This is a genomic window from Enterobacter sp. PL_is511 (assembly GCF_055816065.1).
The window spans coordinates 1,004,571-1,027,922 of record NZ_JBVPGP010000024.1 but is presented as its reverse complement, the minus strand read 5'-3'; the positions used below and the strand labels follow the sequence as shown (position 1 = coordinate 1,027,922).

At 53.2% G+C, this 23,352-nt stretch carries 26 protein-coding genes; 12 read left to right on the top strand and 14 right to left on the bottom strand.

Features of this window, described 5'->3' with window-relative positions:
* Positions 1-140: 140 nt before the first annotated feature.
* Entirely contained in the window at positions 141-1,397 is a 1,257-nt protein-coding gene (gene chiD / locus AC0TN7_RS20430) for a chitinase ChiD (RefSeq protein ID WP_473702376.1), read from the top strand.
* 60 nt (positions 1,398-1,457) lie between these two features.
* Here chiD and AC0TN7_RS20425 read toward each other — a convergent pair whose 3' ends face one another.
* Positions 1,458-1,721, bottom strand: a complete 264-nt coding sequence (locus tag AC0TN7_RS20425; RefSeq protein WP_463727032.1) for a YeaC family protein — start codon at positions 1,719-1,721, stop codon at positions 1,458-1,460.
* A 56-nt stretch (positions 1,722-1,777) separates the two neighbouring features.
* Complete coding sequence (gene msrB / locus AC0TN7_RS20420; RefSeq protein ID WP_024908573.1) at positions 1,778-2,191, bottom strand: peptide-methionine (R)-S-oxide reductase MsrB; 414 nt, start codon at positions 2,189-2,191, stop codon at positions 1,778-1,780.
* A gap of 340 nt (positions 2,192-2,531) precedes the next feature.
* On the opposite strand from msrB, the gene gapA reads away from it, so the two are divergent.
* Positions 2,532-3,527, top strand: a complete 996-nt coding sequence (gene gapA / locus AC0TN7_RS20415) for a glyceraldehyde-3-phosphate dehydrogenase (RefSeq protein ID WP_014831506.1) — start codon at positions 2,532-2,534, stop codon at positions 3,525-3,527.
* A gap of 72 nt (positions 3,528-3,599) precedes the next feature.
* Positions 3,600-4,484 (top strand): D-hexose-6-phosphate mutarotase, encoded by an 885-nt coding sequence (locus AC0TN7_RS20410; protein ID WP_473702375.1) that lies wholly within the window; start codon positions 3,600-3,602, stop codon positions 4,482-4,484.
* A gap of 78 nt (positions 4,485-4,562) precedes the next feature.
* Here AC0TN7_RS20410 and AC0TN7_RS20405 read toward each other — a convergent pair whose 3' ends face one another.
* Complete coding sequence (locus AC0TN7_RS20405; RefSeq protein ID WP_024908575.1) at positions 4,563-5,309, bottom strand: MipA/OmpV family protein; 747 nt, start codon at positions 5,307-5,309, stop codon at positions 4,563-4,565.
* Positions 5,310-5,739: 430 nt separating this feature from the next.
* Here AC0TN7_RS20405 and yeaG point away from each other — a divergent pair, with 430 nt between their 5' ends.
* The 3 genes from yeaG (at position 5,740) to AC0TN7_RS20390 (ending at position 9,630) form a co-directional block, all read left to right on the top strand.
* Positions 5,740-7,674, top strand: a complete 1,935-nt coding sequence (gene yeaG, locus AC0TN7_RS20400) for a protein kinase YeaG (protein WP_008500713.1) — start codon at positions 5,740-5,742, stop codon at positions 7,672-7,674.
* Between the two features lie 74 nt (positions 7,675-7,748).
* Positions 7,749-9,032 (top strand): YeaH/YhbH family protein, encoded by a 1,284-nt coding sequence (locus tag AC0TN7_RS20395; protein WP_024908577.1) that lies wholly within the window; start codon positions 7,749-7,751, stop codon positions 9,030-9,032.
* 97 nt (positions 9,033-9,129) lie between these two features.
* Entirely contained in the window at positions 9,130-9,630 is a 501-nt protein-coding gene (locus AC0TN7_RS20390) for a YbaK/prolyl-tRNA synthetase associated domain-containing protein (RefSeq protein ID WP_047651996.1), read from the top strand.
* A gap of 20 nt (positions 9,631-9,650) precedes the next feature.
* Here the strand turns inward: AC0TN7_RS20390 and yoaI are convergent, their stop codons facing one another.
* Positions 9,651-9,755 carry a small membrane protein YoaI gene (gene yoaI / locus AC0TN7_RS20385; RefSeq protein ID WP_010430055.1) on the bottom strand — a complete coding sequence of 35 codons (105 nt, stop codon included), beginning with the start codon at positions 9,753-9,755 and terminating at the stop codon, positions 9,651-9,653.
* Positions 9,756-9,900: 145 nt separating this feature from the next.
* Between yoaI and AC0TN7_RS20380 the strand changes: the two genes are divergently transcribed.
* Positions 9,901-10,347 carry a DUF441 domain-containing protein gene (locus AC0TN7_RS20380; protein WP_024908579.1) on the top strand — a complete coding sequence of 149 codons (447 nt, stop codon included), beginning with the start codon at positions 9,901-9,903 and terminating at the stop codon, positions 10,345-10,347.
* On the opposite strand, the gene AC0TN7_RS20375 is transcribed toward AC0TN7_RS20380, so the two are convergent.
* Positions 10,331-11,122 carry an AraC family transcriptional regulator gene (locus AC0TN7_RS20375; protein WP_473702374.1) on the bottom strand — a complete coding sequence of 264 codons (792 nt, stop codon included), beginning with the start codon at positions 11,120-11,122 and terminating at the stop codon, positions 10,331-10,333. The two genes, AC0TN7_RS20380 and AC0TN7_RS20375, sit on opposite strands and share 17 nt — an antisense overlap.
* A gap of 99 nt (positions 11,123-11,221) precedes the next feature.
* Between AC0TN7_RS20375 and AC0TN7_RS20370 the strand changes: the two genes are divergently transcribed.
* Positions 11,222-12,409 carry a CynX/NimT family MFS transporter gene (locus AC0TN7_RS20370; protein WP_024908581.1) on the top strand — a complete coding sequence of 396 codons (1,188 nt, stop codon included), beginning with the start codon at positions 11,222-11,224 and terminating at the stop codon, positions 12,407-12,409.
* Between the two features lie 31 nt (positions 12,410-12,440).
* Here AC0TN7_RS20370 and AC0TN7_RS20365 read toward each other — a convergent pair whose 3' ends face one another.
* Positions 12,441-13,148 carry a CTP synthase C-terminal region-related (seleno)protein gene (locus AC0TN7_RS20365; RefSeq protein WP_248164094.1) on the bottom strand — a complete coding sequence of 236 codons (708 nt, stop codon included), beginning with the start codon at positions 13,146-13,148 and terminating at the stop codon, positions 12,441-12,443.
* Between the two features lie 101 nt (positions 13,149-13,249).
* Between AC0TN7_RS20365 and AC0TN7_RS20360 the strand changes: the two genes are divergently transcribed.
* Positions 13,250-13,594, top strand: coding sequence for a DUF488 domain-containing protein (locus AC0TN7_RS20360; RefSeq protein ID WP_248164093.1), 345 nt, complete (start codon positions 13,250-13,252; stop codon positions 13,592-13,594).
* Here AC0TN7_RS20360 and AC0TN7_RS20355 read toward each other — a convergent pair whose 3' ends face one another.
* On the bottom strand, positions 13,595-13,900 hold the full coding sequence (locus AC0TN7_RS20355; RefSeq protein WP_024908584.1) for a nuclear transport factor 2 family protein: 306 nt from the start codon (positions 13,898-13,900) through the stop codon (positions 13,595-13,597).
* Positions 13,901-13,980: 80 nt separating this feature from the next.
* Positions 13,981-14,235 carry a putative hemolysin gene (locus tag AC0TN7_RS20350; RefSeq protein WP_024908585.1) on the bottom strand — a complete coding sequence of 85 codons (255 nt, stop codon included), beginning with the start codon at positions 14,233-14,235 and terminating at the stop codon, positions 13,981-13,983.
* Positions 14,236-14,544: 309 nt separating this feature from the next.
* On the opposite strand from AC0TN7_RS20350, the gene AC0TN7_RS20345 reads away from it, so the two are divergent.
* Entirely contained in the window at positions 14,545-15,573 is a 1,029-nt protein-coding gene (locus tag AC0TN7_RS20345) for a sensor domain-containing diguanylate cyclase (RefSeq protein WP_048990801.1), read from the top strand.
* A gap of 45 nt (positions 15,574-15,618) precedes the next feature.
* Positions 15,619-15,717 carry a YoaK family small membrane protein gene (locus tag AC0TN7_RS20340; protein ID WP_014883431.1) on the top strand — a complete coding sequence of 33 codons (99 nt, stop codon included), beginning with the start codon at positions 15,619-15,621 and terminating at the stop codon, positions 15,715-15,717.
* Positions 15,718-15,846: 129 nt separating this feature from the next.
* Here the strand turns inward: AC0TN7_RS20340 and AC0TN7_RS20335 are convergent, their stop codons facing one another.
* From AC0TN7_RS20335 to AC0TN7_RS20325, 3 genes are all read right to left on the bottom strand, one after another.
* Positions 15,847-16,095, bottom strand: a complete 249-nt coding sequence (locus tag AC0TN7_RS20335) for a GlsB/YeaQ/YmgE family stress response membrane protein (RefSeq protein WP_008500746.1) — start codon at positions 16,093-16,095, stop codon at positions 15,847-15,849.
* Between the two features lie 113 nt (positions 16,096-16,208).
* Complete coding sequence (locus AC0TN7_RS20330) at positions 16,209-17,693, bottom strand: sensor domain-containing diguanylate cyclase (protein ID WP_370883857.1); 1,485 nt, start codon at positions 17,691-17,693, stop codon at positions 16,209-16,211.
* Between the two features lie 113 nt (positions 17,694-17,806).
* On the bottom strand, positions 17,807-19,327 hold the full coding sequence (locus AC0TN7_RS20325; RefSeq protein ID WP_417927228.1) for an EAL domain-containing protein: 1,521 nt from the start codon (positions 19,325-19,327) through the stop codon (positions 17,807-17,809).
* Between the two features lie 235 nt (positions 19,328-19,562).
* Between AC0TN7_RS20325 and AC0TN7_RS20320 the strand changes: the two genes are divergently transcribed.
* A complete protein-coding gene (locus AC0TN7_RS20320; RefSeq protein WP_024908589.1) occupies positions 19,563-21,062 on the top strand; it encodes an EAL domain-containing protein in 1,500 nt (499 codons plus the stop codon).
* 288 nt (positions 21,063-21,350) lie between these two features.
* Here AC0TN7_RS20320 and AC0TN7_RS20315 read toward each other — a convergent pair whose 3' ends face one another.
* From AC0TN7_RS20315 to icd, 3 genes are all read right to left on the bottom strand, one after another.
* Complete coding sequence (locus tag AC0TN7_RS20315) at positions 21,351-21,596, bottom strand: DUF2543 family protein (RefSeq protein WP_024908590.1); 246 nt, start codon at positions 21,594-21,596, stop codon at positions 21,351-21,353.
* 74 nt (positions 21,597-21,670) lie between these two features.
* A complete protein-coding gene (locus AC0TN7_RS20310) occupies positions 21,671-22,018 on the bottom strand; it encodes a DUF1304 domain-containing protein (protein ID WP_032650890.1) in 348 nt (115 codons plus the stop codon).
* 77 nt (positions 22,019-22,095) lie between these two features.
* Positions 22,096-23,346 (bottom strand): NADP-dependent isocitrate dehydrogenase, encoded by a 1,251-nt coding sequence (gene icd / locus AC0TN7_RS20305; RefSeq protein WP_008500752.1) that lies wholly within the window; start codon positions 23,344-23,346, stop codon positions 22,096-22,098.
* Positions 23,347-23,352 lie beyond the last annotated feature (6 nt).

Genomic DNA, 23,352 nt, shown 5'->3' with positions numbered 1-23,352 from the left:
CAATCCCCCCTCTCCGATCCCCCATAAAGTGAACTCCCTCGCATCCTCAGCGAAGCGGCAATGCTATTCTCTTTAGGCTGTTTTTTCGCCACGCCTTTTCCGTGGCGTGGTTAATTTTATTAAGTCAAAGAGGAACTTGTATGAAACGTTTGCCCTTGCTGGCAGCATTACCCTTGCTTTGCGCGTCAGTTGCCTCCGCCAGTTCCATGATGTCCGTGGGCTACTTTAACGGGGGTGGCGATGTCACCGCCGGACCGGGTGGCGATATCAATAAACTGGACGTTCGCCAGATCACCCATCTGAACTACTCGTTTGGTCTGGTCTATAACGACGAAAAAGACGAAACCAATGCCGCGCTGAAAGATCCGGCGAAGCTGCATCAAATCTGGCTATCGCCAAAAGTGGCGTCCGATCTGGCCTTAATCCCCACTCTGCGTAAGCAAAACCCGAACCTCAAAGTGCTGCTTTCCATCGGCGGCTGGGGGGGGCGCGGCTTCTCCGGCGCAGCGGCAACCCAAGAGACGCGCGCGGTGTTTATCCGCTCCGCGCAGGAGATTGTCGACAAATACGGCCTGGACGGGATCGATCTTGACTGGGAGTATCCGGTCAACGGCGCCTGGGGGCTGGTGGCAAGCCAGCCTGCCGACCGGGGTAACTTTACCGCCCTGCTGAAAGAGTTGCGCGACGCGTTCGGGCATAAAAAGCTGGTCACCATTGCGGTAGGCGCGAATGCGGAAAGTCCGAAAAGCTGGGTGGATGTGAAAGCCATTGCGCCCCTGCTCGACTACATCAACCTGATGACCTACGACATGGCGTACGGTACGCAGTATTTTAACGCCAACCTGTATGACTCCAGCGCCTGGCCGACGGTGGCCGCCGCGGACAAATACAGCGTGGACTTTGTGGTGAACAACTATCTGGCCGCCGGGCTGAAGCCGCAGCAGATGAATCTCGGGATTGGTTTCTATGGCCGCGTACCCAAACGCGCCGTAGAGCCGGGGATCGACTGGACCAAACCGGATGCGCAAAAAAATCCGGTTACCCAGCCCTACTTCGGGCCGCAGGAGATCGGGTTGTTCAAGTCACTCGGCTATGACCTGACCAAAGATACCTACGTGAAGTACAACGATATCGTGAAAAAGCTGTTGAACGATCCGCAGAAGCGCTTTACCGAGCACTGGGACGACCAGGCAAAGGTGCCGTGGCTCTCGGTGAAGGGTGCCGATGGCAACGCGCTGTTTGCGATTTCGTATGAGAACCCACGATCCGTGGCGATCAAAGCGGACTACATCAAAGAGAAAGGTCTTGCCGGGGCGATGTTCTGGGAGTACGGGGCTGATGACAACAATCAGTTAGCGAAACAGCTGGCGGAGTCGCTCGGGATCCCGCATAAGTAGTAAGACAATCAAGCCCTCTCCCCGTGGGAGAGGGTTGGGTGAGGGCATCAACCCGCACCGTTATTGCATTTTAATCGTCGCAATCGGCTTCGGCGTGATGCCAAAGTCTTCTTTCAGCTCACGCTTGCTCTTCATCACCATCTGGCCACGGGTGTCGATCGTCATGTGCTGTGCGTCGGTGTTATTGCGCGCCTGCCACAGCATCACCAGCTGCAGGCTGTTCTCTTTTTGCTCCGGGGTCAGCGCGACGCCATCGGGCCATTTTCCCAGCTCTACGGCGGTCACCAGACGCTGATAAATCTCCGGCGTCATACCGCTAATCATGTCATCAATATTCACAATCCCGCCCTTTTAAAGGAATAATTTGCTGAATCGTTTTTTCAACCCTTCACCTGGTCGCCGTTTTCGTCGTCAGTGAAGCTCATTGAGGCTGAATTCACGCAGAAACGCTCGCCCGTGGGCTGAGGGCCATCCGGGAAGACGTGCCCAAGGTGCGCATCGCAGTTGCCGCAGCGAATTTCCGTGCGCACCATGCCGTGCGACGAGTCGGTCAGGTAGCGGATGGCCTCATCGCTCACCGGCTCGTAAAAGCTCGGCCAGCCGCAGCCAGAATCAAATTTCGTTTGTGAATTAAACAGCGGCGCATCACAGACCAGGCAGTGGTAGACGCCGTCCCGCTTGTTGTGCAGTAAACGCCCGGTGAACGGCGGTTCCGTCCCGTGATTCTGCGTCACGTAAAACTGCATTTCTGTGAGGTTTTTTTTCAAATCTTCAGGGTTACGTTGGTTCGACATATGCTTACATCTCGCTGTAGAAACAGACATCTTTTAACCCGGATTCTAACAAAACATTAACACCCTTGCGTGCACTTTTGATCTAAACTTATGTGTCGCGAAAAGGCGGTCAGGCAATTGTGACCATGCTCACATTTTTATCCTGCGAGGCCTTTAAAATCCCGGCGCAGCCCCCATATGGGTGCAAGCTCAAAGGGAAAGTGAGGCGAGTCAGTCGCACAAACGTTAGTCACAGGATTGATTTGTCGCAATGATTGACACGATTCCGCTTGACGCTGCGTAAGGTTTTTGTAATTTTACAGGCAACCTTTTATTCACTAACAAATAGCTGGTGGAATATATGACTATCAAAGTAGGTATCAACGGTTTTGGCCGTATCGGCCGTATTGTTTTCCGTGCTGCTCAGAAACGTTCTGACATCGAAATCGTTGGTATCAACGATCTCCTGGACGCTGAATACATGGCGTACATGCTGAAGTACGACTCAACTCACGGTCGTTTCGACGGCACCGTTGAAGTGAAAGACGGCCACCTGGTTGTTAATGGCAAAACCATCCGCGTTACTGCTGAAAAAGACCCAGCTAACCTGAAATGGAACGAAATCGGTGTTGACGTTGTTGCTGAAGCAACCGGTATCTTCCTGACCGACGAAACTGCACGTAAACACATCACTGCGGGTGCGAAGAAAGTTGTTCTGACTGGTCCTTCCAAAGACAACACCCCAATGTTCGTTCGTGGTGCAAACTTCGAAACTTACGCTGGCCAGGATATCGTGTCTAACGCATCCTGCACCACCAACTGCCTGGCACCGCTGGCTAAAGTTATCAACGACAACTTCGGCATCATCGAAGGTCTGATGACTACCGTTCACGCAACCACCGCTACTCAGAAAACCGTTGATGGCCCGTCTCACAAAGACTGGCGCGGCGGCCGTGGCGCGGCTCAGAACATCATCCCATCCTCTACCGGTGCTGCTAAAGCTGTAGGTAAAGTACTGCCAGAACTGAATGGCAAACTGACTGGTATGGCGTTCCGCGTTCCAACTCCTAACGTATCCGTTGTTGACCTGACCGTTCGTCTGGAAAAAGCTGCTTCTTATGAAGAAATTAAGAAAGCAATCAAAGCTGCTTCCGAAGGCGCAATGAAAGGCGTTCTGGGCTACACCGAAGACGACGTTGTATCTACCGATTTCAACGGCGAAGTGTGCACTTCCGTGTTCGATGCTAAAGCGGGTATCGCACTGAACGACAACTTCGTTAAACTGGTATCCTGGTACGACAACGAAACTGGCTACTCTAACAAAGTACTGGACCTGATCGCTCACATCTCTAAATAAGTTGAGATGAGTGCTTGATCCAAAAAGGCGACTTCGGTCGCCTTTTTTATTTATAAGACAGAGGATTGCTTAATGATTAATAAAATTTTTGCACTTCCGGTAGTCGAACAACTTACCCCTGTGCTTTCCCGCCGTCAGATTGACGGTGCCGACGTTATCGTCGTTGACCATCCACGCGTTAAAGCCTCCGTGGCGCTGAACGGCGCCCACCTGCTCTCCTGGAAACCGGAAGGTGAAGCCGAAGGCTTATGGCTGAGCGATGCGACCTCCTTCAAAAAAGGGGCGGCTATTCGCGGTGGCGTACCGATCTGCTGGCCGTGGTTCGGCCCGTCCGCCCAGCAGGGTTTGCCTTCTCACGGTTTTGCCCGTAACCAGCAGTGGACGCTGAAAGCGCACAACGAAGACGACAACGGCGCCGTGCTGACCTTTGAGCTGCAGGCTAATGATGAAACCCGCGCCCTCTGGCCGCACGATTTCACCCTGTACGCCCGCTTTAAGCTGGGTAAAACCTGTGAAATCGAACTGGAAGCCCACGGTGAGTTTGAAACCACCGCAGCCCTGCACACCTACTTCAACGTGGGTGATATCGGCGCAGTGAAGGTGAGCGGCCTTGGCGATACCTTTATCGACAAAGTGGATAACGCCAAAGAAGGTAAACTGAGCGACGGCGTACAGACGTTCCCTGACCGTACCGACCGCGTCTACCTGCACCCGGAAGCGTGCAGCGTGATCCACGACGGCGCGCTGAACCGCGGCATTGAAGTGGTCCATCATCATCACAGCGACGTGGTGGGCTGGAACCCGGGCCCGGCGCTGTCCGTCAGCATGGCCGACATGACGGATGAAGGGTATAAAACGTTTGTCTGCGTGGAAACCGCCTGCGTGAGCACCCCGCAAAAAGCGAGCGACGAAAAACCGTCTCGTTTAAGGCAGACGATCCGCATTGTTAAGCGATAATTTTTCTGCACCACATCAAAGCAAACGGGGCGCGCGCGCCCCGTTTTAATGCATCAATTGCACGATATTAGTGCACAATCAGAACTTGTAGCTCACGCCGACAGAGAAAATACCTGCCCAGGATTTGTCGACCATCGGGCTATCCTTCACTTCGTCGCTCAGACGCTCATAGCGGCCGGTACCGTACACGCTCCAGTCGCCGAGGAAGTTATAGCTCGCGGTCAGCTCCAGGTACGGATCCCAGCCGTCATCTGCGCTGTAGCTCTTCAGACCACTGCGGCGGGACTCGTTTTTAGACACGCCATAGTAGTAGTCGTTGTAGTTCTCGCTGTTGTACTGCACACCAATACCCGGCGTCAGGGTCAGACCACCGTTGGTATAGCGGTACAGCCACGCCAGATCCCAGATAAAGCCGTTGCTGTTATCCAGCGTATCGCCTGCCAGGGCCGTACGCAGGAAGCCATACTGGGTGTTATGCACGTATGAGAGGCCGGCCATCATCGAGCTTTTGCGCTTGTCGAGCTGGCGAAGCGCGTGGCTGTCGCTGTCACCCGGCTTGAAGTGCGTCGGATCATAGTAGGCCATGATGGAGAGCTTATCGGCCGTATCGTTCCAGAGATAGTAGCCGCCGCCGAGCCCGCGGAACCAGACGTTATCGCCTTCATAGGTGATAACGGGAACAGGATAAACGTCACGGTCATACTGTTTGTACGGGCTGTTAATGACGCCAACACCCGCGCCAACCGTCCACTGACTTTCCGCCTGTGCGGTGTTCACTGCGGTCGCGGCAAGGATGCCTAATGCCAGAAGTTTGAGTTTGGTCACAATCCATTCTTTCCTGTAGTCAAATAATCAGCGGATGAAGTGTAACCGCCATTCCCGTACATCCCAAAATTTTTTGCCTGCTAATCAGTCTGATTAACCCATTATTTTTAACTTATCAGATGACAGCCTGCTTTCATTTATATGACCACTGAATGAAAAACGTGCATTTGTCTTATAACGACAGTGGAAATTTTTGGATGAGTTATTGATATGTCATTGAAAGTAGATTTTCTGGGCATGCAAGTTTTGCAAATGCCATCTACGCTTTAATTTAAGAAGAGTTTTCCTGAACACCTGCGGTTCTTAGCGTCTGACCTGGCACACAGGTTGCTGCTTTGGCAGTGAGGTGCGAGAGATTCTCTTCCGGGAGCCTCCACTACTCATACGAACGGCTCTTATCCTGTGCTAAAAAACGAAAGGACGGCATGCCATGAATATATTCGATCACTATCGCCAGCGCTATGAAGCTGCCAAGGACGAAGAGTTCACACTGCAGGAGTTTCTTACCATCTGTCGGCAAGATCGCAGTGCCTATGCCAATGCGGCAGAACGGCTATTGATGGCTATTGGTGAGCCAAACATGGTTGACACTGCCCTGGAGCCTCGGCTTTCCCGTCTCTTTTCGAATCGGGTGGTCGCCCGATATCCGGCGTTTGAAGAGTTCTATGGTATGGAAGATGCCATTGAACAGATTGTCTCCTATCTGAAGCATGCCGCTCAGGGTCTGGAAGAGAAGAAACAGATCCTCTATTTACTCGGCCCCGTGGGCGGCGGTAAATCCTCGCTGGCGGAACGCCTGAAGTCGCTGATGCAGCGCGTGCCTATCTATGTGCTGAGCGCCAACGGTGAACGCAGCCCGGTGAACGACCATCCGCTGTGCCTGTTCAATCCGCAGGAAGATGCGCAGATTCTGGACAAAGAGTATGGCATCCCGCGTCGCTATCTCGGCACCATCATGTCGCCGTGGGCGGCAAAACGCCTGCACGAGTTTGGTGGCGATATCACCAAATTCCGCGTGGTGAAAGTCTGGCCGTCTATCCTTGAACAGATCGCCATCGCCAAAACGGAACCTGGCGATGAGAACAACCAGGACATATCGGCGCTGGTGGGTAAAGTCGACATCCGTAAGCTGGAAAACTTCGCGCAAAACGATCCGGATGCCTACGGTTACTCGGGCGCGCTGTGCCGCGCGAACCAGGGGATTATGGAGTTCGTCGAGATGTTTAAAGCGCCAATCAAGGTGCTGCATCCGCTGCTGACGGCGACTCAGGAAGGCAACTACAACGGGACGGAAGGTATCTCCGCCCTGCCGTTTAACGGGATTATTCTCGCCCACTCGAACGAATCTGAATGGGTGACCTTCCGTAATAACAAAAACAATGAGGCCTTCCTTGACCGCGTGTACATCGTCAAGGTCCCTTATTGCCTGCGGATCTCCGAAGAGATCAAAATTTACGAGAAACTGCTTAACCACAGTGAGCTGGTGCATGCCCCCTGCGCGCCCGGCACGCTGGAAACGCTGTCACGCTTCTCCATCCTTTCGCGTCTGAAAGAGCCGGAAAACTCCAGCATCTATTCTAAAATGCGCGTCTATGACGGTGAAAGCCTGAAAGATACCGACCCGAAAGCGAAGTCGTATCAGGAATACCGCGACTATGCCGGGGTTGATGAGGGGATGAACGGTCTGTCCACGCGCTTCGCGTTTAAGATCCTCTCCCGCGTCTTTAACTTCGACCATGCGGAAGTGGCGGCCAACCCGGTTCATCTGTTCTACGTGCTGGAACAGCAAATCGAGCGCGAGCAGTTCCCGCAGGAGCAGGCTGAACGCTACCTTGAGTTCCTCAAAGGTTACCTGATCCCGAAATACGCCGAGTTCATTGGCAAAGAGATCCAGACGGCCTACCTGGAATCCTATTCAGAGTACGGGCAGAACATTTTCGACCGTTATGTCACCTACGCTGACTTCTGGATCCAGGATCAGGAGTACCGCGACCCGGATACCGGCCAGCTGTTTGACCGTGAATCCCTGAACGCGGAGCTGGAAAAAATCGAGAAGCCTGCCGGGATCAGCAACCCGAAAGACTTCCGTAACGAGATTGTGAACTTCGTCCTGCGCGCCAGAGCGCATAACAACGGGCGCAATCCGAACTGGACCAGCTACGAGAAACTGCGCACGGTCATTGAGAAGAAAATGTTCTCCAATACCGAAGAGCTGCTGCCGGTGATCTCGTTTAACGCCAAAACCTCAACCGATGAACAGAAAAAACACGACGATTTTGTCGACCGTATGATGGAAAAAGGCTACACCCGCAAACAGGTCCGCCTGCTCTGCGAATGGTACCTGCGCGTGCGTAAATCGTCTTAAAACAAGTGCCCGGCGGCGTTTAGCGCCTGCCGGGCCTACAAAATGCAAGTTGGCAAATGCAGTACGGGGGGTATATGACCTGGTTTATTGACCGGCGTCTTAACGGCAAAAACAAGAGCACGGTGAACCGCCAGCGCTTCTTGCGTCGTTATAAAGCGCAAATTAAACAGTCTATCTCCGAGGCCATCAACAAACGCTCGGTGACCGACGTCGACAGCGGCGAGTCTGTCTCCATCCCCACCGATGACATCAGCGAACCGATGTTTCATCAGGGGCGAGGCGGCCTGCGCCATCGCGTACACCCAGGTAATGACCATTTCGTTCAGAACGACAGAATTGAGCGCCCTCAGGGCGGCGGCGGTGGTTCAGGAAGCGGTCAGGGACAAGCCAGCCAGGACGGTGAAGGCCAGGACGAATTTGTCTTCCAGATTTCGAAAGATGAATATCTCGACCTGCTGTTTGAAGACCTGGCGCTGCCGAATCTGAAAAAGAATCAGCATCGTCAGCTTAATGAATATAAAACCCATCGCGCGGGCTATACCGCCAACGGCGTGCCCGCCAACATCAGCGTCGTGCGTTCGTTGCAGAACTCGCTGGCGCGACGCACGGCCATGACGGCAGGCAAGCGTCGCGAACTGCGCGAGCTGGAGAGCAGCCTGAAGGTGGTGGAAAACACGGAACCGGCGCAACTGCTGGAAGAGGAGCGCCTGCGTAAAGAGATTGCAGAGCTGAGGGCGAAGATCGAACGGGTACCGTTTATCGACACCTTCGACCTGCGCTACAAGAACTACGAAAAACGCCCTGAGCCCTCCAGCCAGGCGGTGATGTTCTGTCTGATGGACGTGTCCGGCTCGATGGATCAGGCAACCAAGGATATGGCGAAGCGTTTTTATATTCTGCTCTATCTGTTCCTGAGCAGAACCTATAAGAACGTGGAGGTGGTCTATATCCGCCACCACACTCAGGCGAAAGAAGTGGATGAGCATGAGTTCTTCTACTCGCAGGAGACCGGCGGGACCATCGTCTCAAGCGCCCTGAAGCTGATGGATGAAGTGGTGAAAGAGCGTTACGACCCGTCGCAGTGGAATATTTATGCCGCGCAGGCGTCGGACGGCGATAACTGGGCCGACGACTCACCGCTGTGTCACGAAATCCTGGCGAAGAAAATTCTGCCGGTGGTGCGTTACTACAGCTATATCGAAATCACCCGCCGTGCACACCAGACCCTGTGGCGGGAGTATGAACATCTGCAATCGATGTTCGATAATTTTGCCATGCAGCATATCCGTGACCAGGATGATATTTATCCTGTGTTCAGGGAGCTGTTCCACAAGCAATCTTCTACCAGCAACGCATAATCAAACAGCCAGCGAAAGCGCTGGCTGTTTTCTTTCGACCCCGTTCATCCCGTGCTAATGTAGAACGCTGCATACTGGATTATCACCGGGAAATCGTATGACTGACGACGTTATTGGGGCAGGAACCCACCAGCAACTGATTACCTTACTCACCGAGCAGGGCGCGCGGTTTCGCGTCATGGAGCACGAGGCGGTCGGGAAATGTGAAGCGGTAAGTGAAATTCGCGGAACCGATCTGCGGCAAGGCGCCAAAGCCCTGGTCTGCAAGGTGAAGGGAAACGGCGTAAAAAAACACGTTCTGGCGATCCTCGCCGCCGATCTGCAGGCTGACCTGAGCCAGCTTGCCAGTCATTTTGGCGGGCTAAAGGCCTCCCTCGCCAGCCCGGCCGAGGTCGATACCCTGACCGCCTGCGTTTTCGGCGCTATCCCGCCCTTTAGCTTCCATCCTGATTTGGCGCTGGTTGCCGACCCGCTGCTGTTCGAGCGTTTTGACGAAATCGCGTTTAACGCTGGCCTGCTGGAGAAATCCGTGATTATGGATACCCAGGATTACCTGCGCATCGCCCGTCCTGAGCTGGTAACTTTCCATAAAGCGTAACTACAATGGCTGACGCCCTGTCAGCCTTTTCGTTCCAGGAACAGCACGGAGGCGACGAGAATAACGGCAATAGCGAAAAACGATGAGGAGATAATCAGCGTTTCCACAAACATGTGATCGTTCATGATGGCGACCCCTTTTGCGATATCTGCCTCCGTTTTAATCCGCGTAAATGACAAGGTTATGACAACAATAAAATCTTTTTAAAACTGTCCTGCGTCGCGTTTGCGCGTACAGTAAGCAGGTTAATTATTCTGGCAAGGATTCCCTATGTTTGACCCTACTCTGCTCATTCTTCTGGCACTCGCCGCGCTCGGCTTTGTCAGCCATAACACCACCGTCGCCATCTCGATTCTGGTGCTTATTATTGTTCGCGTGACCCCGTTAAATACCTTTTTCCCGTGGATAGAAAAACAAGGCCTCACCATCGGGATAATCATTTTAACCATCGGGGTAATGGCGCCCATCGCCAGCGGTACGCTTCCTGCATCAACCCTGCTGCACTCGTTCGTAAACTGGAAATCGCTGGTGGCGATCGCGGTGGGGATTTTTGTGTCGTGGCTGGGCGGACGCGGCGTCACGCTAATGAGCAGCCAGCCCTCGCTGGTGGCGGGTCTGCTGGTGGGCACCGTGCTGGGCGTGGCGCTCTTCCGCGGCGTGCCGGTCGGCCCGCTGATTGCGGCAGGCCTTGTCTCGCTGTTTATCGGGAAGTCGTAGTCAGGCTGGCCATATAACGCGCCGGCGTCTGGCCCAGCCCCTTCCTGAACATGGTGATAAACGCGGTGGTCGAGTCATAGCCCAGTGACTGGGCCACCTGCTGTACCGATTTCCCACTAATCAAATGCTGTAACGCCACGATCAGCTGCAGCTGGTGACGCCAGCGGCGAAAGCTTAAACCGGTCTCTTTCACCACCAGCCGCGCCAGGCTGCGTTCGCTCATGGCAAAATGGCTCGCCCACTGCGCCAGCGTCTGCCAGGCGGCGGGCTCTTCCGCCATCTTCTCGCTCATCAGTCGAATTTTAGGATGGGGCGAGACGGGCAGCTGCAGGTGCTCCTGTCGCTGGAGCGGCAGCTCGTCAAACAGCACGTCCACCAGGCGCGACGTGGTCGCAAGAGGAAGCTGCTCACGCGATTTTTCCGCCAGGGATAAAATCAGCTCCCGCACCAGAGGAGAGATTTTCAGGGTACAGCAGCGTCCGGGCAAGCTTGCCGCCCCCGGCTCAATAAATAAAAAGCAGAGCTGCGCGCCCGGCGTGGCTCTGTTGCTGTGCGGCATCTGGCCGGGGATCCAGACTGCGTACTGGGGCGGAACCATCAGCATCGCATTTTCCACTTCGCAGGTGATTGCGCCGCCAAGGGCCAGAATCAGCTGCCCCTTACGGTGATGATGCCGGGGAATATATTGTTCCTCCGCCACCACCTGAATGCGAAATGCGACGGCCGCATCGTACTGGCTATCAGGATCGTAGCCCTCCAGTCCCAGACCAATCATCAGTTTGTCCGATATTAGCGATAAACTGTCATTTTAGCCTGATTTCAACCGCTGAGAAAATCGGTATTGTGTGCCCTCGCTTGAACGTATGAGAACATAATGACTACTGCTATTCGCACCTCAGGAAAACACGGCGCGCTGTTGATTGCAGGCATCCTGATGATTGCCACTACGCTTCGCGTCACCTTTACCGGCGCAGCGCCGCTGCTCGACACTATTCGTCTTGATTATGGCTTAAGCACGGCGCAAACCGGTCTGCTGACCACCTTGCCCCTGCTGGCTTTCGCCCTCGTCTCGCCGCTCGCCGCAGGCGTTGCCCGACGTATCGGCATGGAGCGCAGCCTGTTTATCGCCCTGCTGCTGATTTGCGCCGGAATTGCGGTTCGCTCTCTGCCTTCCGCCGCGCTGCTGTTCATCGGTACGGCAGTCATTGGCTGCGGTATTGCGCTCGGGAACGTGCTGTTACCCGGATTAATTAAGCGTGACTTTCCGGGCCAGGTGGCGAAGCTCACCGGTGCTTATTCCCTGACGATGGGCGTCTCGGCGGCGTTTGGATCAGCGATGATTGTTCCCCTGGCGCAGGGGAACGCGGGCTGGCATGGCGCCCTGCTGATGCTGATGGCGTTTCCGCTGGTCGCGCTGCTGCTCTGGTTACCCCAGTGGCGTCAGAAACACGTTGCAGCGGTGACGGGCGCTGGCGCGCTGCATAATCGCGCCATCTGGCGCTCGGCGCTCGCCTGGCAGGTGACGCTCTTTTTAGGGATTAACTCGCTGATTTACTACGTCATCATCGGCTGGCTGCCGGCGATACTGCTGAGCCACGGCTACAGCGAAGCGCAGGCCGGCTCGGTGCACGGTCTGCTGCAGCTGGCCACGGCCGTGCCGGGACTCGCCGTTCCGCTGATCCTCCACCGTCTGAAAGATCAGCGGGCCATTGCAGGCGCAGTGGCGCTGCTGTGCGCGATAAGCGCGGCGGGATTATGGTTTATGCCAGGCATGGCGGTGATGTGGACGCTGGTGTTTGGCTTTGGCACAGGAGCAACGATGATCCTCGGCCTGACGTTCATCGGTCTGCGCGCCAGCTCCGCGCACCAGGCTGCGGCGCTGTCCGGCATGGCGCAGTCGATTGGCTATCTGCTCGCCGCCTGCGGCCCTCCGCTGATGGGGAAAATTCACGATAGCGCAGGAGACTGGCGGATCCCGCTTCTGGGCTGCGCCCTGGCCGCGGTGATAATGGCCCTCTGCGGCATCTTAGCCGGGCGAGACCGGGAGATCGCGCCCCGTTAAACCGTGTGGCAGACCCTCGGGTCTGCCTTTTTTAACCGCGGGCCGCGCGCAGCATCGCCTGCACCAGCACGACCGGACGTCCTTCCAGCGCACCACGCTCGTGCTGGAATAAGGTGATCACGAAGAACGGGTGCGTGACCAGCTCCGCGGCGCGAATTTCTCCCTGGTCGTCCCAGCCCGTAACATGCATATAACCGCTTTCCAGCGCCTGCGCAAACGCCGGCGACACGCCATAGTTACAGTGATATCCCTCTTCAATTTCCGGCTTGCCGTACGCTTTGGCGATCAGCGTATTTTTGCGCAGTTCAATCGCATCGGTTTTTTCCACCAGCGAGCAGGTCAGCGGCGCAATCACCATGGTGCCTTCGGTATCCGTCTCAGCGTGTGCCGCATCAGCCCAGCCCAGCACGTTTCGGGCATACTCAATCAGCGCATGCTGGAACCCGCCGCAGGTGCCCAGGAACGGGATGCTGTTTTCACGGGCATAGCGCGCGGCGATAAAAGCGGCCTCGGTGTTTTTATAGGGGCTGGCGGGTACCAGCCAGATGGCATCGTAGCCCACCAGATCTTCAGGGCTTGTCAGCTCCGTGGTGGCAAGCCAGTCGTAATCGGCGGTGAGGTCAAGCACTGCGGCGGCGTCGTCGATGGCCAGCGGGATCGCCTGATGCGCAATTACACTGGGATTGTAATCGCCAACCAGCGCAATGCGCAGCGTCGTTTTAACCGGGAGGTGTTCCATGAAAGGTTCCTTATGCCAGAGTATTATCAGATAACATAAGGAACCTCAGACTACCGATCTTTTGCAATTATCACAATACCTTAAATTGGGAGGGTGGAATCATGATTCAATGCAAACGCGTGTACGAACAGGCAGGCCCTGACGACGGCTATCGGGTACTGGTGGACAGGCTGTGGCCGCGCGGTGTTAAGAAAACGGACCTCGCGTATGACGAATGGTGTAAAGCGCTCACGCCCTCAACTGAACTACGCAAGGCCTTTCATAGCGAAACCATTGATTTCGCCGCCTTCAGTCAGGCCTATCGGGAAGAGCTGGTGCAGCATGCTGACGAGGGCGTGCGTCTGGCAACGCTGGCGCACAGGCAGACCGTCACCCTGCTCTTTGCTGCCAAAAACACGGAGCAAAATCACGCCCTGGTCTTAGCCGACTGGCTGCGCCATCTGTGATCAGCCGATCGCCAGCTCATCGTGGATTTGCGGTGCTTCATCGGGGGTGAGCGGCATCAGATGTTCGGCGCGGACAAACGCAAAACCGTGCTGATTGTCAAAGGCGTAGACATCCCCCGTCACCAGCCAGAGCGCGCGATCGGCGGTGGTCGGTAATTGCGTCATCACGCCGTTGACCGGGTTAACGAAGCGCAGGCCAGGCTGGCACAGGCCAAACAGCTCAACAGATTTACCAATATTGCGACGGCCTGACGCCGTGCGGGCACCCACGATCATCGCCATGCTGCCCGGTTTTAGCTGAAACATACTTCTCTCGCGGAAACGAACGCCAGAAACTGGCTAAGATTAATCCTAAAGAGAAGTGTATCGCAGGCGGTATCCGTCTGTCACCTGGTGGGTTGCGGATGATCGCGACGATAGAGCGTCCATTCATCGATCACTTCGCCGCCCGGTAATTTGCACTCGGTGCGAACGCCCTGCGGACTTTGAACCGGGATCTGTTCCCCGCCTTTCTCCAGGCAGTAGACGGAGGCCGGGTTCGCCATACCGATAACGTGCGGCGGTTTCGGTGCATCGGGTGGCGTGGTTTTTGCGGTGCAGGCGGCCAGGGGAAGCGCCAGCGCCAGAAGCAGAAATCTCATCTCATTGATCCTTGTGACATCATGACAGCCTAAGGGTAACGGGTCATCGCCGCGTTCTCCATGATTTCTCCATTTTAACTGCACTTTTCAGCACTATAGTGTGGCATGTTCTCGATATGACCAGAGAACATCATTCCGTAATCAAGATGTCTTTGCCCCGGTCTCAACAACGGGGCTTTTTTTCTATCCAGCTGCCCGCTCCCTGCATATATTAAATTTTCTGTATTCATGTTTTACTATGCCTGAAGCCTAAAAACTCAGCATAACATGCAGATGCAGACGTCTTCTGCCTGGGAGTCATTCTACGTCATGTCGGATCTTATCCTCGCTCGCGTTTCAGAAACCCTTGCCACCGAGCAATCCCTTGAAAGCCTCGTTCGCCAGCTGCTGGAGATGCTGGAGATTGTCACCGACATGGAGTCGACCTACCTGACGAAGGTGGATATCGAGGCGCGGCTGCAGCACATCCTCTATGCCCGCAACAGCAAACAGATGACGATCCCGGAGGGGCTGAGCGTCCCATGGGATGAGACGCTGTGCAAACGCGCGCTGGACAGTGACACGATGTTCAGCAATGACGTGCCCGAACGCTGGCCCGAGTGTGAAGCTGCAAAAGCGCTTGGCATTACCACCTACATGAGTATTCCAGTCCATCTTGCGGATGGTTCACTTTACGGAACGCTCTGCGCCACCAGCACGGCCAGAAAGCCGCTGAGCGAGCGCGGTGAACAGGTTCTGAAGCTCTTCGCCGGGCTGATTGCCCAGTCCATTCAGAAAGAGTCGCTGGTGACCCAGCTTCGCGAAGCCAATGCGGCCCTCATCGCGCACTCCTATACGGATGCCCTTACCGGTTTACCCAACCGTCGCGCCATTTTTGAAGATCTGACCACCCTCTTTTCTCTGGCCCGGCACCTGAAGCGTAACGCCATCATCGCATTTATCGATCTGGATGATTTCAAGCTGATTAACGATCGTTACGGCCACGAGGCTGGCGACCAGTTCCTGATAGAAGTGGGCAAGCGTTTGACCGAAGAGAAACAGCAGGACGATATTATCGGTCGTCTGGGGGGTGATGAATTTCTGGTCGCGTCGCTGAGCCAGCCCCACCAGGATGGGGATAACGCGCAGCTTACGTTGCTCAAAACGCGCCTCAGCGCCTGCATCGCTGGCGAATACTGGCTGGGCAGCGTTCATATTATTTATCCGGGCGCCAGCTTCGGCGTTATCGAAGTGGACCCTGCCGCAACCGATCCTGACAGCGCGTTACGCGCCGCGGATGTGGCGATGTATCAGGATAAGAAAGGAAAAAGCAAAACACGCTTTCTCACTATGGATTAACCCCGTACACTCTACGGCGTTATTGAAACCGAAACAGGTGATGGTATGAGAATAGGGATCCTTTTCCCGGTCGTTATATTTATAACGGCGGTGGTTTTTTTAGCGTGGTTTTTTGTCGGCGGCTACGCGGCTCCGGGAGCATAAATGCGGAAGACAACCGTCATTATGCTGATCGTTGCCATTGCGGCGTTTGCCGGCACGCAGCTTGGCTGGTGGTAAACCCGATACGTAAAAAGGCCGCCATCCGGCAGCCTTTTTCATCGCTTTCAGAACTTAGCTTTTGATCTTTCTGTAGATAAACAGAACAACCAGCGCACCGATCACCGCGACGGCGAAACTGCCGAAGTTAAAGCCATCGACCTTGCCAAAACCGAACAGCGTACTGATCCAGCCGCCGACTACCGCGCCGACAATACCCAGTATTACGGTGACGATAAATCCACCGCCATCTTTGCCCGGCATGATCCACTTCGCCAGAATACCCGCAATAAGCCCAAAGATAATCCAGGATAAAATTCCCATAACTTTCCTCTCTGTATGGTTTTTGTCATTAAATCAACGACACAAAAAAGAATAGCACAGGATCTGAGAAAGGAAATTTGTGATAAGCATCACTCTATGTGGTTTTTCTCCTGTCATACCCCAACAAACGCGTACCGGTTACGTCCCGCGCGTTTTGCCTGATAGAGCGCCTGGTCAGCGGCGATAATGATATTCTGCTGGCTGCCCGCGATGTCGACGGCACGTGCGGTAGAAATTCCGACGCTGACCGTTACCCGCCCAAAGGGGCTAAAGGCATGGGCGATTTGCAGCGAGAACACGTTGCGAATAATCGTCTGGGCCAGACGAAGCGCTTCCTGGATGTCCGTATCAGGTAATATCAGCGCAAACTCCTCTCCGCCGTAGCGCGCCACGATCTGATTACCACGAGTAAGACTCTCCCTGAGACTGTTTCCCAGCAGCGCCAGACAGCGGTCCCCTTCCGGATGGCCGTAGTTATCGTTGTATTTTTTGAAGAAGTCCACGTCCACAATCAGTATCGAAATCGGTGCATCATGCGCGGCACAAAGCGCGATTTCCGAGAGGATTTTTTCATCAAAAATGCGACGGTTGTAAAGCCCGGTCAGCGCATCCTCAGAGGCGATAATCTTCAGCGCCTTGTTATCTCTGGTTTTTCTGGATAAGTCGGAATACAGGAAGTATGACGCGACGATGAGTATCGCCGTGAACACGAAAATGAGCACCGCCAGTTGAATCGCCTGCTTGCGCCAGGGCGCAAGGGCCTCATCAATGCTGACGGCCACGGTGGTGACCAGCCCGTAGCGTCTGTTTTTCTCATAGGCATAAATGCGTTCGATTTTATCAAACCGCGAAATGGAACTGGCTATCCCGGTATTTTGTACCTTGAGGTATTTCCTGAAGAGCGGTGAATCGGAAACAATCGTGCCAATATAGGTATTTTTAAAAGGATAACGGACCAGCAGCACGCCTGACTCTGTTGTTAAGCCAATGACGCCCGCGTGACCAATATTAATCTGCCCGTAGAGCGCGAGAAAATTCTCGATACCCAGGGTCACCACTACGACACCGTTAAATGCCCCGGTGTGGGTTTCAAGGCGCCGACTAATGGTGATGACCCATTTACCATTGGTTCTGCTGACTACGGGCTCGCCAATAAAAATCTGCTGATTTTTATTTTCCTTGTGATAGATAAAAAATGACCTGTCCGATCCTTTGCGTGGGCCCGTAAAAGTTTCGTGTAACGCGGTAAAGATATCGCCCTGAGCATCGTAAACAACCACATTATTAATCTGGGTAAGAAGATTATCCTGATTATTTATCATCCGCTGAATATGGGTCGCCTGCTGCGGGGTCATACCATAAATTTCGATTATGTCGGAAACGGTAGTAATTAACATTTCACTCTGGCGCATGATCCCCTCGGTGTAGACATCAAGGGTATGGCTCAGGTTAGCGACGCTGGTATTAATTTGCTGGATTGACTGCTGTCTGGACGTGGCAATTTGGACGGCAAGCGACAGCGAGATGATCAACGAGACAATGATGACGGTAATGGTTGTTGTGTAAAAAGTATTTTTCACATGCACGAGCTTTTCCACCTTATCACGCCTGACATCCCTGGCTGACAACTCTTGTCACTGTAACAAAGCTCAGGATAAGAGGAAAATGAATTGCACTTAAGCATGCAACAGAAGCTCGTCGTAATTTCGTTTTACAAACTTACCGTCTCCCGGGGCTTAGATAAAATGACTTTAATAAAATCGATATAGGAGACGGGCTTACCAAAATAATAACCCTGCAACAGCGTAATCTCATTACGGTTGAGATACTCCAGCTGCGCTTTCGTTTCTACGCCTTCAGCCACAATGCGTAATGAGAGTTTTTTCGCCAGGTCAATGACGCAGTCCAGCAGGATCGTTGAGTCTTTTTCATCTGAAACCCGGTTCACAAAGCTTTTATCAATTTTAATATAATCAATGGCAAGCGCATTAAGGCATGAAAGACCTGAATAGCCGGTACCAAAATCATCCAGTGCAATGACAAAACCGGCGTTATGCAGCATGTTAAGGTTTTCCACCAGGTGAGGATTATCGATCAGCGGCTCACGCTCGGTCACCTCGAGAACCAGTTTGACTTCTTTACCCTGGAACCCCTTCCCGAAGACGCGACAGTCACCGATGAAGGATGGCGCATTGATATGTCTGGCGCTGATGTTCACCCCGATATGAAACCCGTCCGGGAGCTTAGGCAAAAGCGGCTTAAGCTGCATCACCACTTTCGCCATCAACCCTTTGGTTAGCGGAATAATCAAACCGCTACGTTCGGCAATCGGAATAAAGACATCCGGTGGAATAAAGCCTGACTTTGGATGCTTCCATCTTGCCAGGACTTCAACGCCATACAGCCCGCCGGTATCACCGTTCACGATCGGCTGGTAATACGGCACGATCTCCCCCTGCAAAATGGCCTTACGTAAGTCGTCTTCAAATGAGGTGCTTTTCCCCTTGTAACGGCGGATCAAAATGCCCACCGCCACCGATAGCACGAGAATCAGTAATATCAGGCTCCATCCCTGTTGCAGTAGCCGCGTCAGGCTAAAAAAGGCAGGCGGTTGCCAGGCCAGACTAAAGGGGAATTGTGTAGATGCCGTAAGTAACCCCGTCCACGAGGCCGCTTTCCAGCCGGTGACATCACCGTTGCGCCCAAGCATGCTATTGCCGACAACCAACCCCAGATCAACGCCGTTTGATGCGTTCGCGATGACGTCCTGCAAATGTGCATCACTGACGCTGACGGTGACACGCCCTCCCGCGATGGGCATCTGGAAGACAAGCACCGGGACGCCGTTCACCAGTCGATTGCCGGGCAGCAGCATTAATTTATGTTCAGGTAACGTCTCCGGATGCACAATCAATACGCCATTCCCGGGAAGGGAAGTACAGATGATTTTACCCTGCTGCTGGATCATGATGGCGCGCAGATGTGGTTTTAGCGCGGCTTCTGTCCCCAGCGCCAGCTGTCCGCTGCTGGTACACCCCTGCTCCGCAACGCGCTTCGCCGTGCTGGCCGCACTGACTGCTTCCGCCAGGATATTTTCTATTTTCTGGGTGCTTGCCATGGCGGTATGACTATTATTAGCCTTCGCCATCTGCCATAGCTGCCAGTTAATAATCAGAATACCGCTCAGAAAAAGAAACAAGGCACTCAGAATAGGGATCATCACGTTGCGCACGATGTTTTCCTTAATAGAAAAAACAAGCATGGATGTTCTGGAAGAAGAGCCTGTACTTACCCGGTATTGCTTATAACAATGAAAATAGCTTAGCTGAGAATTGTCTTAAAAAACTGATACTTTCGTATGAGTTCACCTGCCCGAATTTGATCACCTGACGTGATTATCAGGCTTGTGCCTTGCCCTGGCTGTGTTAAGATTTGTCAAATCAGGGAGCAGACAGGATAACTGGAAAATGAAAAAACTCGTTGCCGTTGCGATCGTTTCAACGCTCCTGGTCATCCTGTCTCTTTATGCGGTCAATGCTGTTATCGTGGGGCAGCAGAAGAGCAAACAGCGTGAGATATCCCTTACCCTATTACATTATTCGGAAGACCTGTCCCAAAGCATAGCGCTGGCCCTTAAAAGCATTACTACGCAGGGATGTGATAAAACCAGTCTTGATAGTTACAGACAAATAACGCTGAATAACTATTATTTCGACGATATTGGTTTTATCGAGAAGGGAAAAATAGTCTGTACTGCTTTTTGGGGTAAACTTGCAACGCCCGTAGCGCTTCCTGCGGAACTGCATAAAACGCCGAGAGGCTTTCTTCTGGCGCAGTTTTCCAGAAAAGATTTTTTCACGGGCAATGCGGCAATTTATAATAATATTATTATCTTCACCACTCGCTATGCTTACGATAAATTCACCCCGGTTACGGCAAGCTATTCCCTGAGTACCACCACCAAAGACTTCGGCAGAACCTTTTTTACGACCTCCCCTGAGCTAACACAGCAGAGCTGGCTGCATTCGTCGTTGTTTACCCTGACCCTGACGCAGTGCAGCGCCTTCTGGGACCTGTGCGTCATCGTGAAGCATCACGATGCAGGGCTGGCCTCGTTACCCCTGTTTATCTTTTCGTTTCTCACGGTCATACTCTTTTTTATCTGGGTCGCGATAACGTTATTTATCTTCCGTATCTATGAAGACCGTTTTTCTCTGGAACGTACGCTGATCAAGGCCGTCCTGACCAATACCATCAGCGTTAACTACCAGCCTATTATCCGCATTCACGATCAAAAAATCGTGGGTGTAGAAGTTCTGTCGCGATGGCGCGACCAAAAGCATGGGGACGTCTCTCCGGAGCTGTTTATCCCATTAATAAAAAAAATCGGTCTGTATAAAAAATATTATAATAATATTATCGAAAAATCCCTCTCAGAAATTGCCCCGCTGGCGATTAAACATCAGCTGATCGTCTCCATTAACGTTGGGCGGAAGGAAATTGAAGATGGGCAGTTCATTAACATTTTGCGTCGAGCGTGTTTAGCCAATCACTTTCCCCTTTCTCTGATGAAGGTCGAACTTTCTGAGAAAGCCGTTTCCACGGCAGATATCCTCGAGGGGTTCTGTCAGGAGCTCAAGTCGCTCGGCGTTAAAATATCAATAGATGATTTTGGCGTGCAAAATTCAAACCTCGCCCGCCTGTCGTTGCTTGAATATGATGAGATTAAAATCGATAAGTCACTGGTGGATGGCATCAGCGAACATTATAAGCAAAACATCTTTGCTATCTTCAGCGATGCCCTCGCGAAGTTGAATAAAACGCTTGTTTTCGAGGGCGTGGAAAATGAAGTTCAGTATCGCTTTATTGCGAGCAGATATCCCGATGCGCTGATTCAGGGATGGTATTTTTCAAAAGCACTCACCCGGAGCGAGCTGGCGAAACGACTCACCGGTGTTGCACCGTAACCAGAAGCCTGGCATGACCTTTTTTTAGATTTGGCGTTTCCATTTTTTACGCAAAAACATATAGTCGTCACAATCAGATGGTAGATTCCCCGGAAACACACTCTTATTTTGGTTAAAAACGTGAAATTATCCTTACTTTTTCCAGTGGTACTCTTTTTTCTGACCGTGATTTTCGTGCTGTTTATCGACAAACCTGCTTCGCATATTCTGCGGAAAAAATGCATGTGGTCCGATAGCGTGATGCTGAGCTGTATCGCAAAGCATCAGCATAACGGTTTTTAAAGCAGACTATTCATTTCCCCATTGATTAAGGAAATTCGCAATATCATCAATACGACCCGCACGGATCCCGGCCTCAGCGGCCATCTCCTGCTGAGCCTCCTCACTGATCTCCTCATTATTCGATAAACGGGTGAGCAGCAGCTGGAAATAATGTGCCAGCGCGTCGAGTTCTGACTCCGCGACTTGCTCTGCGGCTTCCGTCGCATACTCCTCGGCAATGTCATAATATTTCAGTGGGATATCGTTATTCATAACAGTCTCGTCTCTGGCCTTTAAGGGTAACGTCACGAGTATATCGGACGCGTTATCTCAACCAAAGCATTGCTTCAGATAAGTAACGCAAGCAGCGCAGCGAGTGCGGGCACGGCCTGTACATACAAAATTTTTCGACTGGCGGTGGCCGCGCCAAAAAGTCCGGCAATCAACACGCAGGCCAGGAAGAAGATAGCCACCTGAATCCCCTTTTCGCCGAGCCAGAGGCTCCAGAGCAGGCCGGCCGCCAGAAAACCGTTATACAGCCCCTGATTTGCAGCCAGCACGCGGGTGTCGCGCGCAAAGTCGGGACGCAGATTAAAGGCCTTGTGCCCTGTTTTGGTATTCCACAGGAACATTTCCAGCACAAGAATGTAGAGATGGATGAGTGCAACGACAGCGATAAGGACAGTAGCTAGCATCGTGTTGTCTCCCGCAGGCAGAGGCAAAAAAAACGGGAACCCTCAGGCCCCCGCTCTTGTTTAACCCAGAAACTGGATTACATGTTCGCGATAATCGCGTCGCCAAACTCTGAACATTTCAGCAGCTTAGCGCCTTCCATCAGACGTTCGAAATCGTAAGTTACGGTTTTCGCGTTGATCGCGCCTTCCATACCTTTAACGATCAGGTCTGCGGCTTCGAACCATTCCATGTGGCGCAGCATCATCTCTGCGGACAGGATGATAGAGCCTGGGTTCACTTTGTCCTGACCTGCGTATTTTGGCGCAGTACCGTGGGTCGCTTCGAACAGGGCGCACTCGTCACCGATGTTCGCGCCAGGGGCGATACCGATACCGCCAACCTGTGCTGCCAGAGCGTCAGAGATGTAGTCACCGTTCAGGTTCATACAGGCAATCACGTCGTATTCTGCAGGACGCAGCAGGATCTGCTGCAGGAACGCATCGGCGATCACATCTTTAATGATGATCTCTTTGCCGGTGTTCGGGTTCTTGATCTTCTGCCATGGGCCGCCGTCGATCAGCTCACCGCCGAACTCTTCTTTCGCCAACTGGTAACCCCAGTCTTTGAACGCGCCTTCGGTGAACTTCATGATGTTGCCTTTGTGAACCAGGGTCACAGAGTCACGGTCGTTGGTGATTGCATATTCGATAGCTGCACGCACCAGACGCTTGGTCCCTTCTTCGGAGCACGGCTTAATGCCGATACCGCAATGCTCAGGGAAGCGAATTTTCTTCACGCCCATCTCTTCGCGCAGGAATTTAATCACTTTTTCTGCGTCAGCAGAGTCCGCTTTCCATTCGATACCCGCGTAGATGTCTTCTGAGTTTTCGCGGAAGATAACCATATCGGTCAGTTCAGGGTGCTTAACCGGGCTAGGGGTGCCCTGATAGTAACGAACCGGACGCAGACACACGTACAGGTCCAGCTCCTGACGCAGTGCCACGTTCAGGGAACGGATACCGCCGCCAACTGGCGTCGTCAGTGGGCCTTTAATAGCAACGCGGTAGTCGCGGATCAGGTCCAGCGTTTCTGCTGGCAGCCAGACGTCCTGGCCATAAACTTGAGTAGATTTTTCACCGGTGTAAATTTCCATCCAGGAAATTTTACGCTCGCCTTTGTAGGCTTTCTCAACAGCGGCATCAACCACTTTCAGCATTGCCGGGGTAACGTCTACACCGATACCGTCACCTTCGATGAACGGGATAATCGGATTGTGAGGAACGTTAATCTTGCCGTTTTGCAGGGTGATCTTTTTACCTTCCGCCGGAACAACTACTTTGCTTTCCATTAACCT